This is a genomic window from Nocardioides thalensis, from assembly GCF_013410655.1.
GTDB classification, from domain to species: domain Bacteria; phylum Actinomycetota; class Actinomycetes; order Propionibacteriales; family Nocardioidaceae; genus Nocardioides; species Nocardioides thalensis.
The window spans coordinates 757082-771437 of record NZ_JACCFP010000001.1; the positions used below are offsets into that span (position 1 = coordinate 757082).

Consider the following 14356-nt stretch of genomic DNA (forward strand, 5'->3'; position numbering starts at 1 on the left):
CGGCGGCCGGCCACGCACCCGGTCGGCCGCCGGGCACCAGTCCCACCACCCATCACAAGGAGAGTCCATGACCACAGACACCAGCCCCACGCGGGTCACCCCGGTGACCCGGCCCGGGACGCCCGAGTGGCGCGCCCTGCTCGACCGGATCGCCGAGGGCGCCTCGGAGCGCGAGCGCGACAAGACCCCACCCCACGAGGTCATCGGCTGGCTCAAGGAGGCCGGGACCGGCCGGCTCCGGCTGCCCGTCAAGGACGGGGGAGCGGGCCTGAGCATCCCCGAGCTGTTCTCCGCGCTCATCGACCTCGCGGAGGCCGACTCCAGCGTGCCGCACATCCTCCGCACCCACTACTGGTTCGTCGAGCAGCACCTGCAGGGTGCCGACGACCCGGCGTTCCGCACGCGGCTCCTGGAGCTCGCGGGCAAGGACCTCTTCGTCGGCAACGGGTTCAGCGAGCAGAGCAAGCGACCGGTCGGGCTGTACTTCGACACCGCGTTCACCCCGGACCCGGCCGGCGGCTACCGCCTCAACGGCACCAAGTACTACTCGACCGGCAGCATCTACTCCGACTACACCCAGATCTGGGCCGCAGCCCCCGAGGGCCGGATCGCCGGCGCGGTCATCCCCGTCGACCGCGAGGGCGTCTCGATCCTCGACGACTGGGACGGCTTCGGACAGCGGCTGACCGGGACGGGCACTACCCACCTCCAGGACGTGCGGGTCGCCGAGGAGGAGTTCTTCGACCTCGGAGAACCCGACGGCGAGCCCGTGCCGGGCTACCAGGGCGCGTTCCTCCAGCTCTTCCTCCAGGCGGTCACGGCCGGGATCCTCCGCAACGTCCGCAACGATGCGGTCGCGCTGGTCAAGCGGAGGGCGCGCAACTACAGCCACGCCAACGCGCCGCAGAGCCCGGCCGAGGACCCGCAGGTGCTGCAGGTCGTCGGCGAGATCGCGGCCGACGCGTTCGCCGCGGAGGCGATCGTCCTGCGTGCGGCCGAGGCGCTCCAGGTCGCGGCCGACTCGGTCGTCGACGGGGTGCCCGGCAAGGACGAGGCGGCGGCGGCGCAGCGTGCCGCCGCGGAGGCGAAGGTAGCCGTCGACCGGTTCTCGTATGCCACGGCGGCGCGCCTCTTCGACGTCGGCGGCACGTCGGCCACCCAGGCGGCGTACAACCTCGACCGGCACTGGCGCAACGTGCGCACGATCTCGACGCACAACCCGACGTTCCTCAAGGCCTCGTCGCTCGGCGCCAACTTCGTCCACGGCACGCCGTTCCCGGCGAACGCCTACTTCTGAGGAGGCGACGGTGTCCACAGTTGGACTGTTGTTCGTCGGGGCCGTGCTGTTCGTGAACGGACTGCTCTTCCTCGGCAAGGTCGACGCCAAAAGTGCCGGCGTCTTCAACCTGTTCGTCGGCGGCCTGCAGACGGCGATCCCGTTCTACCTGATCGCGACGGCTGAGACGCCCGACGAGATCCTCTCGGCGGCCGGGATCTTCCTGTTCGGGTTCACCTACCTCTACGTCGGGATCGGCAACCTCAAGGGGTACGCCGCCGACGGGCTGGGCTGGTACTCGGCCTGGGTCGCCGTGATGGCAGCCGGCTTCGGCGTCGTCAACATCGTGCGGTTCGACGACCTCGCGACCGGACTGCTCTGGCTGCAGTGGTCGGTCCTGTGGGCCGTCTTCTGGGTGGTGCTCGCCCTGGGTGTCGAACGGCTGACGACCGCTGCCGGGTGGCTCACGCTCATCCAGTCGTTCACGACCTGCACGGTGCCGGGGTTCGTCATCCTGCTCGGGGAGTGGGGCAGCGTGCCGGAGTGGTCGATCGTGGCCTCGATCGTGGCATCGGCCGCGGTCGTCGTACCGATCGCCCTGCGGTCGCTGCAGGCCCCGGTCGACCGGCCGAGCGAGGTGGCCGCGCCCGTGGCCGCCTGATCCCGCGAACCAGAGGTGGGCTCGCGTGGGGAGCGGGCCCACCTCTGCCATCCTGAGCAGGTGCGTGCGGTCGTCGTCGGTGGGGGCATCAGCGGACTGGTCGCTGCGCGGGACCTCGCGGCCGCCGGTCACGACGTGCTCGTGCTGGAGGCGACCGACCGGGTCGGCGGCAAGCTCCGTCGGGGCGAGGTCGCCGGGATCACCGTCGACGTCGGCGCCGAGGCGATGGTCAACCGGCGCCCCGAGGGCGTCGCGCTGGCCGGAGACCTCGCCCTGCCGGTGACGCATCCGTCCGGGGCGTCGTCGCGGATCTGGACCAGGGGAGCGCTGAGGCCGCTGCCGCGCACGCTGATGGGGGCGCCGCTCGACCTCGACCAGCTGGCCGACAGCGGGGTGCTCTCGCCCGAGGGGCTGGAGCGGGCGCGCCGCGAGCCCGACCTGCCGGCCTCCGAGCTCGACGACGACGTCTCCGTCGGGGCGTTGGTCGACGACCGCTACGGCCCGGAGGTCACCGACCGGCTCGTGGAGCCGCTGCTCGGCGGGGTCTACGCCGGCCACGCCCGAGAGATCTCCGCACGGGCCGCGATCCCGCAGCTGGTCACCATGGCCGCGCGCGGGTCGATCACGGCGCAGGCGCCGGCGCTGCCCGACCCCGGGAGCGCGGCCTCCCCGGTCTTCGCCGGCATCGCGGGCGGCATGTGGCAGCTGCCCGAGCGGATCGCCGAGACGCTCGCGGCCACCGGTCGGGTCGAGGTGCGCACCGGGGTCTTCGTGCGGCGCCTGCAGCGCCCCGCCGCCGGTTGGGACGTCGACGGCGAGCAGGTCGACGCCGTCGTCCTGGCGACACCCGCGCCGGCCACCGCCCGGCTGCTGGGCGAGATCGCGCCGGCCGCCGCCAGCGAGCTGGCCACCCTCGACTACGCCTCGACCGCGCTCGTGACCTTCGCCTTCCGGGTCGCCGACGCGGGCGACGCGCTCGACGTCGGCGCGTCCGGGTTCCTCGTGCCGCCGGTCGACCGCCGCCGGGTCAAGGCAGCCACGTTCTCGTTCGCGAAGTGGGATTGGGTCCGCGCGGCCGGGGCCGCCGATGACCTGCTGGTCCTGCGCAGCTCCCTGGGCCGCCGCGGCGAGGCCGAGAGCCTCCAGGTGGCCGACGACGAGCTGATCGGCGTGTCCCTCGCCGACCTGGCCGAGGCCACCGGGCTCCGCGCGACTCCCGTCGACGCGGTCGTGCAGCGCTGGGGCGGCGGGCTCCCGCAGTACGCCGTCGGCCACGTCGACCGCGTCGCCCGCATCCGCGCCGCGATCGACCAGGTCCCCGCCCTGGAGGTCTGCGGGGCGGCGTACGACGGGGTCGGCATCGCCGCCTGCGTCGCCAGCGGTCAGCGCGCCGCCGCCTCCATCGACGCGAGTTGAATCTGATGGTTCGCCGAGTTGTCGGTGATGGTCCGCCGAGTTGTCGGTGATGGCGCGGACAAGTGCCGGATCCACCCCGCACAACTCGACGGACCACGGCGTACAACTCGACGGACCACGGCGTACAACTCGACGGACCACGGCGTACAACTCGACGGACCACGGCGTACAACTCGACGGACCACGGCGTACAACTCGGCGGACCACGGCGTACAACTCGGCGGACCACGAGGTCCAACTCGGCGGACCACGAGGTACAACTCGGCCTGTCCCGGCAGGTGTGCCGTCCTGTCCCTGCTGCCCGGGACGCCGGGCCCGGCACCGTCTGGTCATCGCAGCACCCCATCCCCGAGAGGAACGCACCGATGACCACCCACACCGTCCACCACAACCCGGTCCGCAGCGACCTGCCGCCCGCGCCGGGAGCGCCGGCCCAGGCGCAGCCGTCGACCCGCTGGGCGCTCGCCGGCCTCGTCGCCGGGATCGCCGGAGCGGGCGCGATCGCCAGCTCGCTGGCCGTGAGCGCCGTCTACGACGAGTCGCTCGACCGGGACGCCGCGGCGATCGCCGACAAGATGGGCGACTTCGTGCCCCAGATGCTCGCGTTCCACGTGCTCGGCATGGTCAGCGCGGTCCTCATGATCGTGTTCGCCGCCGGCCTCTACCGCCGCCTGCGCGCGTCGCTGCCCGCCGACAGCACGCTGCCGATGATCGGGTTCAGCGGCCTGTTCGGCACCGCCATCGTGGTGGTGCTCGGCACCGGCCTCGACACCGAGTTCATCTTCGCCGCGGCCGACGGCGAGATCGTGGTCGACGAGGCGCTGGTGTTCTACAACCACTGGATCGGCACCATCCCGTGGATCTGGGGTCTGCTCGGCCTGTCCGGCATCGTCCTCTTCCTCGCCTCGCGTGCCGGCGCCGTCGCGAAGTGGCTCGGCCTGGTCGGCCTCCTCGGTGGCGGCCTGACCCTGCTGCTCGGCATTTCCCCGCTGCAGTACATGGCCGGCTTCACCGGCCCGGTCGGCCTGGTCGTGGTCTCTCTCGGCTTCCTCGTCGGCGACAAGGCGTTCCGCGGCCGCGCGTGACCGTGTGACCTTCGTGACCGACCTGTGACACCACCACTTGCAGCCGATCCGGCCCCGAGAGGGCCGGGTCGGCTGCACACTGTGCCGGTGCAAGTCGCCCCCGTGTCCGACGAGCCGGCGCCGGGAGCCCCGGGCCGGCCTGCCGCGGCGTGGGCGCTCGCCGTCGTCTGCGCGCTGCTGTTCGCGGCGTCCGTCGCGCTCGACGCGATCGCCCCGGCCGACGGCCCCGGCTCCCGCTACGTGACCGAGCCCGGCTGGCCGTTCACGTTCAACGGCGTCTTCCTGGCCGGCCTTGCCGTACCGATCCTCCTCGGCCGGACGGCGCACATCTTCGGCTGGCTGCTCGGCGGCCTCGGCGTCTTCTGGTCGCTCGACGGCCTCGCCCAGTCCTACATCCGGGCGGGCGTCACCGACGAGGGCGTGTGGCCCGGCATGACGTTCGCGGTCTGGTTCCTCGACCGGTTCGGGTCGTTCCTGTCGGTGTGGATCGCGGCCGTGCTGCTGGTCTTCCCGAGCGGCCGCCTGCTGCCGGGCTGGCACGGGATCGTCGCCCGGATGTCGCTGGGCCTCGGCGTCCTCGCGTGCCTCGCGCTGCTCGTCATGCCGTTCGAGCCGCAGGTGGAGGACGACAAGCGGCTGCCGCGCTCCGTCGACATCGACCCGACCTCGATCGACGCGCTGTCCGGCATCGCCGAGACGGCGCAGCCGATCGTCGTCGGCGGCCTCTACGCGTCGTTCATCACCGGGCTCGTGCTCATCATCGTGCGCTACCGCCGCTCCCGCGGCATCACGCGCGACCGGATGCGCTGGCTCGCGTGGGCCACCGTGGTGATCGTGGCGTTCGAGCTCGTCACCATGACCGTGCTCCCCATCCCCGGCACCGACTTCTTCGGCAGCTTCGTCGCGCTGGTTCTCCCCGGCGCGGCGATGACGGTCGGGGTCGTCCGGCCGCAGCTCGTCCCGATCGAGGACCTGCTCGGTCGCACGGTCGTCCTGACCGTCGTGCTCGCGGCCCTGGTCGCCGCCGACGTGGTCGTGCTCGCGGCGCTGACCCTGGTGCTCGACGACGACCTCACCCAGGCGCAGGTCGTCGCGGTGGTGCTCCTGGTCGCGGTGGTGCTCTACGGCCCGCTGCGGCAGCGCCTGTCCGCGTTCGTACGGCGCCGCATGCTCGGAGAGCGCGACAACCCCTACGACGCGCTCGCCGGTCTCTCCTCGACGCTCGAGACGACCGACGACCCGCGCGAGCAGCTCGCCGCCGTCGCGCAGGCGGTCGCCTCCGCGTTCGGCGTCCGCTTCGTCAGCCTCGAGGTCGACTGGAGCAGCGGCGACCGCACCGTCACCACGTTCGGCGAGCGCCCCGCCGCCGTCCGCACCCTGCCCATCACCTACCGCGGCGCGCAGGTGGGCCGGCTGGTCCTGCCCGCCCGCGGCGTCCGCAGCCGGCTCAGCGCCCGCGACGAGCAGCTGCTCGGCGACCTCGTGCGCCAGGCCGCCGTCGCCGCGCGCACCGGCCAGCTCGCCGAGGAGGTGCAGCACAGCCGCGAGCGGCTGGTGACCGCCCGTGAGGAGGAGCGGCGCCGGATCCGCCGGGACCTGCACGACGGTCTCGGCCCCGCCCTCAGCGGCGTCGTCTTCCAGCTCGAGGCGGCCCGGATGGCCGTCGACGCCGACCCCGCCGCCGCCCGCGATCAGCTCTCGGGGATCACCGAGCACGTGCAGGGGATCGTGGCCGACGTACGGCGCCTCGTGCACGACCTGCGCCCGCCCGCCCTCGACGACCGCGGCCTCGTCGGGGCGCTCAAGCAGCAGGCAGACCGGCTCGACGTACCGCTCGCCGTCGACGCGCCCGAGCTCGACGGCAGGCTGCCCGCCGCGGTCGAGGTGGCCGCGTACCGGATCGTCGGCGAGGCGCTCACCAACGTGGCCCGCCACGCGCAGGCCGAGGTCGCGCGGCTGCGGCTCGAGCTCGACGACGACAACCTGCTCGTCGAGCTCGCCGACGACGGTGTCGGCATCAGCGCCGACCGCCAGGCCGGCGTCGGCCTGGTCGGCCTCCGCGAGCGGGCCGCCGAGCTCGGCGGCAGCTCCGAGGTCCTCTGCCCACCGGACGGCGGCACCGTCGTCCGCGCCCGACTGCCCCTCCTCACCGGAACCCGAGGCGACCATGACTGAGCCTTCCGCCCCGCGCGAGACTGCCGTCCCACCGATCCGGGTGGTCGTCGTCGACGACCACCAGATCGTCCGCGACGGGCTCGCCGCCCTGCTCGGCGCCCTCGACGGCATCGAGGTGGTCGGCTCCGCCGCCGACGGCCGGGAGGCGCTGCACGTGGTGGGGGAGACCGCGCCGGACGTCGTCGTGATGGACATCCAGATGCCGCAGCTCGACGGCATCGAGGCGACCCGGTTCCTCACCGGCCGGACGCCCGGCCTGCGGGTGGTGATGCTGACGATGAACGAGGACGACGACACCATCCTGTCGGCCATGCGCGCCGGGGCCAGCGGCTACCTGCTCAAGGGGTCCGGCGCGCCCGAGGTCGAGAGCGCGATCCGTACGGCGGCCGCCGGCGGCATGGTGTTCGGTGCCTCGCTCGCCGCCAAGGTCGCGGCGTTCTTCTCCGGCGCCTCCGCAGCTCCCGTGGAGGAGGTCGAGCCGTTCCCCGACCTCACCGAGCGCGAGCGGTCGGTGCTCGAGATGATCGCCGCAGGCCGGTCCAACGACGACATCGCCGGCGAGCTCTACGTCTCCAACAAGACCGTGCGCAACACCGTCTCCTCGATCTACGCCAAGCTGCACGCCACCGGCCGCGCCGACGCGATCGTGAAGGCGAGGGAAGCGGGGTACGGGCGGTCGTAGACAATGGAGGGCATGAGCGACCCCCAGGCCCACATCAAGTCGAACGCGGCGAAGATCAACGAGCTCAACGACACGATCCGCTTCACGATGTGGTCGGTGTTCAGGCTCGAGCGGGCGTTCGGCGGCGACGACGTCGCGCGCAAGAGCGAGGCCGAGGAGGTCGAGCAGCTGCTCGCCGACCTCGCCGCGGAGGACGTCGTCGTCCGGGGCCTGTACGACGTCGCGGGCCTGCGCGCCGACGCCGACCTCATGATCTGGTGGCACGCCCCCACGTCCGACGCGCTCCAGGTGGCCTACAGCCGGCTGCGCCGTACCGCCCTGGGCGCCCGGCTGACCCCTGTCTGGTCGCAGATGGCGCTGCACCGGCCGGCCGAGTTCAACCGCAGCCACCTGCCGGCGTTCCTCGCCGACGAGCGCGCCCACCGGTACGTCGCGGTCTACCCGTTCGTGCGGTCCTACGAGTGGTACCTCCTCGAGGAGTCCGAGCGCCGCCGCTTGCTCGCCGAGCACGGCCAGATGGCGCGCGACTACCCCGACGTGCGGGCCAACACCGTGCCCAGCTTCGCCCTCGGCGACTACGAGTGGATGCTGGCCTTCGAGGCCGACGACCTCACCCGGATCGTCGACCTGATGCGGCACCTGCGCGGCTCGGAGACCCGCCGCCACGTGCGCGAGGAGGTGCCGTTCTACACCGGCGCCCGGGTCGAGGTCGCGGAGCTGGCCGAGCGGCTGCCCTGAGGTCTGACGAATCTCCGGCGCCCGGCAGTCGTCGGACCTAGGATCTGCACATGTCTCGGGTGGCCCGAGCGGTCGCCCTGACCGCCCTCACGCTGTGCTGCGCCTCTGCGACCGTCGGTTGTGGCGTCATCGATCGACCGGTGTCCGGGACCCGGGTGGCGCAGGACGTCTATGTGCCGCTGTCCGAGAACGCCTTCGCGATGGCCGTGGTGGACTCGTCGACGCGTTTCGACACCTACCGCGCTGAGATGACGTCCGACGATATGTCGATGGACATCCGGATCCGGTTCGAGGACGACGGTGAGTTCTCGTTCAGGAGCACGGTCGACGAGGCGGGCGACGTGGTCACGATGCTCGGGCTGGACGGCGAGGTCTACGTCCGTGACAAGGGGCAACGCACGTTCTTCCAGTTCCCCGACGAGCTTGCCGCGCAGATGCTCGCGGACATCGAGATGGGTCAGCCGCTGACGATGGCGAGGGACTTCGCCTCGGGGATGGAGTCGCTCGAGTACGGCGGTGCGTTCAACGTCGACTACGGGAAGGCGCACCAGTACGACGTCACGATGTCCGACGAGTTCCTCGCGGAGCAATTGAGGATCGAGCCCGAGCAGGTGCCCAACGTCGTCTACCGGATGTGGCTCGACGACACGCACCTTCTGCACCGGATCACGACCTGGGTGGAGACCTATCGGGTCGATTTCCGGATCAGCGAGTGGGGCGAGCCGGTCGAGGTGGAGGCGCCACCCAAGCACTTGGTCAAGCCGCTACCGATGCCGACGGACGCGACCTGACCTGGCGTGGCTGAGTAGGCTCGTGGCATGACGTACAACGTCGAGAAGACCGACGAGCAGTGGCGGGCCGAGCTCTCGCCCGAGGAGTACCAGGTGCTGCGCCAGGCGGGCACCGAGCGCGCGTTCACCGGCGAGTACACCGACACCGAGACCAAGGGCGTCTACCGCTGCAAGGCGTGCCAGGCCAAGCTCTTCGAGTCCGACACCAAGTTCCACTCCGGCTGCGGCTGGCCGAGCTTCTACCAGCCGATCAGCGACACGATCGAGTACCTCGAGGACAACTCCCACGGCATGAAGCGGGTCGAGGTCCGCTGCGCCAACTGCGGGTCGCACCTCGGGCACGTCTTCCCCGACGGCTACGGCACCCCGACCGGTGACCGCTACTGCATCAACTCGATCTCCCTCACGTTGGAGCCGGCCGACCAGTAGCCGCCGGCGGCGCGCAGACGCCGGCGGCCTCTCGACCGCCGGCGCCCACGTCGTGTGGTGTCAGGTCAGGGCACCACGTCCACCACGTCGCACCCGAAGAAGCTCAGGCCCGACGTCGTCGTACCCCGCACGCACAGCTCCGTCGTGCTCGCGGTGACCGGGATCTCCCGGCCGGCCGCGTGGAGCATCGCGTCGACGTCGCCGTCCTTCGGGGTGACGTCCTCGAGGTGCACCTTGCCGTGCCGCTCCGGGACGCCGCTCGCCGACGTCACCAGGGCGTCGCGGTCGCCGATCCGCAGCCCGGCCACCTTGACGGTGGTCGCGTCGAACGCCAGCGGCAGCCCGAACTCGCCGGCCTCCGTCGTGAGCACCGCCATCGGGATGGTGGCCTCGTTGACGTTGACCGGGTTGCGGTCCGAGCCGGGCTTGATGTCCAGCTTCACCGGGATCGCGCACTCGATCTCGAGCTCGGCCGTGCCTGCGTTGTTGGACGCGTCCGGGTCCGCGACCTTCGCCAAAGCGGGCTCGATGGTCGACTCGACGGTCACGGTGTGCACGCCGGGCTCCTCGCACGTGACGTCGTACGACGACGCGTGCTCGCGCGGTGCGCCGACGGCGAGGCCGTCCGCGTCCCACGTGGAGCCCGTCGGTGTCACCGTGACGCCGGCGGGAGCCGTGACGACCTCGTCGACGACCCCGTCGACGGGACCGTCCGGGCCGAGGTTCTCGACCGTGGTCGCGACCTCGACCTGCGTCGTCTCCCCGACCACGCTGAACCCGGTGCCGGTGGCCTCGCTCGCCGTGACGGCGAGGTCGGCCGAGACGCACTGGGCGTCCTCGGGGTGGTCGAGGCAGTACTCCCGGATCGCGGGAGCGAGGTCGACCGTGGTGAGCGCCTCGCCCGCCTCGACGTCATAGACGACCATCGACTCGGCGTCCGCGTCGAACGGCGTGATCAGCATGCCGGGGCCCGGACGGATCTCCATCCGCTCCCCGCCTCCGGCGGTCTCCTCGAACACCCACCGGGGGTCCCAGGCGTCGATCGACCCCAGCGGTGCGTCCGTCGCGCTCCGGAGCCGCAGCTCCAGGAGCGACGGGTCACCGAGGTGGGAGCGCGACCGCCCCATCCCCACGCTGACATCGTTCACTGTGGCGCCGTGCATGCCGAAGTGGGCCTGGACGACGAACGACCGGGAGGGGTCGTCGTAGTCGTAGGTCGGGATCGATGCGTTGGCGGGGTTCGTGCCGTCGAACGGGCCGGGGTCGGCAGCCAGGGGCTGCGGACCGCTGGCTGCACTGACGGCGGTCGTGGCGATCGCGGCCACGGCGGCGAGGCCAGTGGCGACGGCGAGGTGCTTCCTGTGGATTCGCGTGTTCATGTCATTTCTCCTTTCAGCACGAGCCGTCGAGGCACTCGGTGAAGTACCAGTCGATCCGGCGGATGTCGCCGGCCTGCGGGGGGTGCCGGTCGGAGTTCATCAGGTCCGTGATGTCCGGCTCGGAGGTCCAGAACATCCGGTTAGGCGGGTCGACGTCCGTGATCTGGCGGCAGTCGCTCGCCACCCGGCCGAGGCTCGGCGCGTCGGCCTGGCACTCCGCCAGCGTGTCCCACATCGTCGCGTTGGGGGTGTTCTCCCAGTAGCCGCCGTCACAGGGACCGCAGTACTCGTCCGGAAGCCCGAACGGGGCGTGTCCGGTCTCGTGCAACGTGGTTCCCAGCGAGGCCGGCTCTGCCGAGAACAGCCCGTTCGATGCACAGTCACGGAAGACGTCCGTGTGCATCAGCGCGCCGGTGTCGGCCCACGTGTAGCTGTCGCCCCAGTTGGCGGGGGCGGTGAGCACGCACCTGGTGTTGGCGGGGTCGGCCGGTGTCGGGTCCGGGACCCGCTCGGCATCGCCGGTGGTGTTCGCGAGCCAGAAGTTGAAGCCCTGCTGCCGCGCGAGGAAGAAGCCCTCGCCGTAGTAGGACCCCTTGATCAGGCTCTCCATGGCCGTCTGGAAGGCGGCGTCGCCGGCACCGGTGAAGTTGTCGCCGTCGGGCACGAGGACGACGTCGACCCGGTTGGCGCGCCCGCCCGTGAGCACCACGGGGATCGCCTCGCCCTGAGCCGGAGCGCCGACCCGGGTCCGGCGCCACCCGGTGAAGCTCTCCTCGTCACCGGTCGCGACCTTGCACGAGTACACGAGGTCGCCGGCGTTGATGTCGTTGATCGTGTACGTAGTGCTGGTGGTCGTGGTCGCGACCTTGTCCGGGGCGTCCTTGTCGTTGACCCAGATCTCGAGCCGGTCCGCCGTCACCGCGCGGTTCACGAGGGCCGGCGGCGGGTTGGGGTTGTTCGAGTCGTCGGTGACGGTGTCGCCGACGTTGAGCGCCGGATCCAGGGCCTCGACCGTGATCGTCACGTCGTCGCCGGGCTTGGGCCACAGCGGGGAGTGCAGGCAACGGACGAGGGCGTCGTCGGCGGTCTGCGGCGGCGCGTCCTGGTCGACCTCCACCCGGAACCGGACGAAGACACTCTCGCCACCGCCGCCGGTGGTCGTGAACGTCGAGTCGCAGGCGCCGCTGACGTGACCGGAGACCGAGCAGCCTGCGACAGGGTCGATCCCGACGGTGAGCTCCAGGTCGTCGCCGCCCGGGGCGGTGAGGTCGCAGGCGTCGTCACCGAAGTTCAGGAAGCCGTCCGAGTCGTGGATCTTGACCCTGATCGGGACCGAGGTGGTGACGTCGGCGTCGACGACCTCCTCCGCCACCCAGTTGGGCGAGATCTCGTCCTCGTCCTCGATCTCGCCGAAGTCGTGGTCGACGCCGTTGATCGTGATGCGCGAGTAGAAGTCGGAGCCGTCGAGGGTGTCGGTGCACCCACGCTCTTCGACCCGCTCGATCACGATGCGCACGTTCGTCGGGGTCTCGCCGGAGGCGGGCGAGGTGGTCGCCACCGCGGTGAGGGTCGCGCCGCCGAGCAGCGCGAGCATGGTGAATCGCAGGAGCCGTTGACAGCGCCGTCGTACCGACGTCTTCGTCGGGTGCAGCGTCAGTGGAGCCATAGCTGTTCTCCTCTGGGGGGATGGATGAGGGGGAGTCCCTCAACCCGTGAGGAGTGCCGGCAGCGCGGCCTGATACGTGCGGCGGTCGGCTAGTTTGAGCGGCATGGCGAAGACCCCGGCAGCCGAGGTCCAGGCGGGCGACCGCTCCGTGCGGGTCTCGAGCCCCGACCGCGTCATCTACGAGGCGACCGACCGCACGCCCGAGGTGACCAAGCTGATGGTGGCGGAGTACGTCGCCGCCGTCGGCGACGGGCTGATGCGCGCGCTGCGGCACCGGCCGACCGCTCTCGAGAGGTGGCCGTCCGGCGTACGGGAGGGCTTCAAGCTGGCCACCGGGCCGCAGGACAAGGACGCCGAGGCGTTCTACCAGAAGCGCGTCCCGAAGGGCGCTCCCGACTACCTCGAGTCCGTGGAGATCACGTTCCCGTCCGGGCGCAGGGCGGAGGAGATCTGCCCGACCGAGATCGCCGTCCCGGTGTGGTGCGCGCACATGGGCACCATCGTCTTCCACCCCTGGCCGGTGCGGCGCGACGACGTCGACCACCCCGACGAGCTGCGGATCGACCTCGACCCCCAGCCGGGCACGACGTTCGCCGACGCCGTGCGCGTCGCCGGGGTGGCGCGCGAGCTGCTCGAGGAGCTCGGGATCCGCGGCTACCCGAAGACGTCCGGCAACCGTGGCGTCCACATCTACGTGCGGATCGAGCCGCGGTGGACCTTCGAGGACGTGCGGCACGCCGCGATCGGTTTCGGCCGGGAGCTCGAGCGTCGCGACGGCGGCGTCACCACGGCCTGGTGGAAGGAGGAGCGCGGCGAGCGGATCTTCGTCGACTACAACCAGAACAACCGCGACCGCACGATCGCCTCGGCCTACTCCCTGCGGCCGCTGCCCGGCGCCCCGGTGTCGACGCCGATGACCTGGGAGGAGCTCGCCGAGGTGAAGGACCCGCGCGAGTTCAACCTGTTCACCGTGCCCGACCGGCTCGCCAACGGCGACCCGTGGGCGACCATCGACGACGAGGCGTTCTCGCTCGAGCCGCTGCTGCGGCTCTGGGAGGAGCTGCCGGGCGGCGAGCTCAACTTCCCGCCCGACTACCCGAAGATGCCGGGCGAGCCGCCCCGGGTGCAGCCGTCGAAGAAGCGCGAGGACCACTGGGACGAGCAGGGCAACTGGGTCGGTGGCGACCGGCCGGAGCGGCCGCGCTGGCGCGACCTCCATCCCGAGGAGGCCGGCGGTGAGTGACGACCAGCGGATGGCGCGCAACGGCGCCGAGCCGACCAAGGCGGGCGCCGCTGGTTCGCAGCGCTGGGCCGACTACCTCGACTGGGTGCGCTCCGAGCTCGTCGACGGCGTGCTCGGACTCACGCCCGAGCAGCAACGGGCCGCGCTCGTGCCGTCGGGCTGGACGCCGATCGAGCTGCTCTCGCACGTGCTGCACATGGAGCAGCGCTGGTTCGTCTACGGGTTCCTCGCTGAGCAGGTCGCGGAGCCGTGGGGCGACTGGAACGTCGACGAGCCGTGGCACTCCGACGACTCCGACGACACCCGCCCGGCAGCGCGGTGGCAGGTCGCCGACGAGGTCACCGCCGAGCAGCTCGCGGGCCGGCTCGACGCGATCGGGGCCCGCACCCGCGAGATCCTGGCGTCGTACCCCCTCGACGCCGTGGGCTCGACCGGCGGCCGCTTCAGCGACGACCCACCCACCCTGGAGTGGATCTGCTTCCACGTGCTCGCCGAGTACGCCCGGCACGCCGGGCACCTCGACATCGTGGTCGAGCTCTCCGCGAGCGCCTAGAGCCCGCGCACGACCACCAGCTCGCACAGCCGCGCGAGCTCACCCCGGTTGTCCGCCGGCAGGTGCGGCACCGCCTCCGCGAGCAGCAGCTGTACGGCGCTGCGGGCGGTGCGGCCACGGTGGGAGACGTCCACGTCCAGCGCGATGGCGACGGCGTCGATGCAGAGGTCGACGATCAGGTCCTGGTCGTGGCTGCAGATGCCGGGCGCCGCGGCGGCCGTCTCGTAGAGGCGTACGTCGAGCGCGGAGGACATGTCACCAC

At 71.7% G+C, this 14356-nt stretch carries 14 protein-coding genes; 11 read left to right on the forward strand and 3 right to left on the reverse strand.

The window, feature by feature from the left end; translation table 11 throughout:
• The first annotated feature begins 67 nt into the window (after positions 1-67).
• The 9 genes from HNR19_RS03735 (at position 68) to msrB (ending at position 9253) form a co-directional block, all read left to right on the forward strand.
• Complete coding sequence (locus HNR19_RS03735; protein ID WP_179666684.1) at positions 68-1297, forward strand: acyl-CoA dehydrogenase family protein; 1230 nt, start codon at positions 68-70, stop codon at positions 1295-1297.
• Between the two features lie 10 nt (positions 1298-1307).
• Positions 1308-1937 (forward strand): AmiS/UreI family transporter, encoded by a 630-nt coding sequence (locus HNR19_RS03740; RefSeq protein WP_179666685.1) that lies wholly within the window; start codon positions 1308-1310, stop codon positions 1935-1937.
• A gap of 60 nt (positions 1938-1997) precedes the next feature.
• The gene (gene hemG / locus HNR19_RS03745; protein ID WP_179666686.1) at positions 1998-3353 is read left to right on the forward strand and encodes a protoporphyrinogen oxidase; all 1356 of its coding nucleotides are present in this window, start codon (positions 1998-2000) and stop codon (positions 3351-3353) included.
• Between the two features lie 365 nt (positions 3354-3718).
• Positions 3719-4438 carry a hypothetical protein gene (locus tag HNR19_RS03750; RefSeq protein ID WP_218910139.1) on the forward strand — a complete coding sequence of 240 codons (720 nt, stop codon included), beginning with the start codon at positions 3719-3721 and terminating at the stop codon, positions 4436-4438.
• Between the two features lie 87 nt (positions 4439-4525).
• A complete protein-coding gene (locus tag HNR19_RS23405) occupies positions 4526-6613 on the forward strand; it encodes a histidine kinase (RefSeq protein ID WP_179666687.1) in 2088 nt (695 codons plus the stop codon).
• Positions 6606-7295: a response regulator transcription factor gene (locus HNR19_RS03760; protein ID WP_179666688.1), complete on the forward strand. Its 690-nt coding sequence runs from the start codon at positions 6606-6608 to the stop codon at positions 7293-7295. The genes HNR19_RS23405 and HNR19_RS03760 overlap by 8 nt, the downstream gene beginning before the upstream one ends.
• Before the next feature lie 12 nt (positions 7296-7307).
• Entirely contained in the window at positions 7308-8033 is a 726-nt protein-coding gene (gene hemQ / locus HNR19_RS03765) for a hydrogen peroxide-dependent heme synthase (RefSeq protein WP_179666689.1), read from the forward strand.
• A gap of 50 nt (positions 8034-8083) precedes the next feature.
• Positions 8084-8824, forward strand: coding sequence for a hypothetical protein (locus HNR19_RS03770; protein WP_179666690.1), 741 nt, complete (start codon positions 8084-8086; stop codon positions 8822-8824).
• A gap of 27 nt (positions 8825-8851) precedes the next feature.
• The gene (gene msrB / locus HNR19_RS03775) at positions 8852-9253 is read left to right on the forward strand and encodes a peptide-methionine (R)-S-oxide reductase MsrB (RefSeq protein ID WP_179666691.1); all 402 of its coding nucleotides are present in this window, start codon (positions 8852-8854) and stop codon (positions 9251-9253) included.
• Between the two features lie 65 nt (positions 9254-9318).
• On the opposite strand, the gene HNR19_RS03780 is transcribed toward msrB, so the two are convergent.
• Positions 9319-10632, reverse strand: coding sequence for a hypothetical protein (locus HNR19_RS03780; protein ID WP_179666692.1), 1314 nt, complete (start codon positions 10630-10632; stop codon positions 9319-9321).
• 13 nt (positions 10633-10645) lie between these two features.
• Positions 10646-12298: a hypothetical protein gene (locus HNR19_RS03785; RefSeq protein WP_179666693.1), complete on the reverse strand. Its 1653-nt coding sequence runs from the start codon at positions 12296-12298 to the stop codon at positions 10646-10648.
• Between the two features lie 103 nt (positions 12299-12401).
• Here HNR19_RS03785 and HNR19_RS03790 point away from each other — a divergent pair, with 103 nt between their 5' ends.
• Together HNR19_RS03790 and HNR19_RS03795 are read left to right on the forward strand one after the other, a co-directional pair.
• Positions 12402-13541, forward strand: coding sequence for a DNA polymerase domain-containing protein (locus tag HNR19_RS03790; protein ID WP_179666694.1), 1140 nt, complete (start codon positions 12402-12404; stop codon positions 13539-13541).
• Entirely contained in the window at positions 13534-14094 is a 561-nt protein-coding gene (locus HNR19_RS03795; RefSeq protein ID WP_343047035.1) for a mycothiol transferase, read from the forward strand. The genes HNR19_RS03790 and HNR19_RS03795 overlap by 8 nt, the downstream gene beginning before the upstream one ends.
• On the opposite strand, the gene HNR19_RS03800 is transcribed toward HNR19_RS03795, so the two are convergent.
• Complete coding sequence (locus HNR19_RS03800) at positions 14091-14348, reverse strand: hypothetical protein (protein WP_179666695.1); 258 nt, start codon at positions 14346-14348, stop codon at positions 14091-14093. The two genes, HNR19_RS03795 and HNR19_RS03800, sit on opposite strands and share 4 nt — an antisense overlap.
• Positions 14349-14356 lie beyond the last annotated feature (8 nt).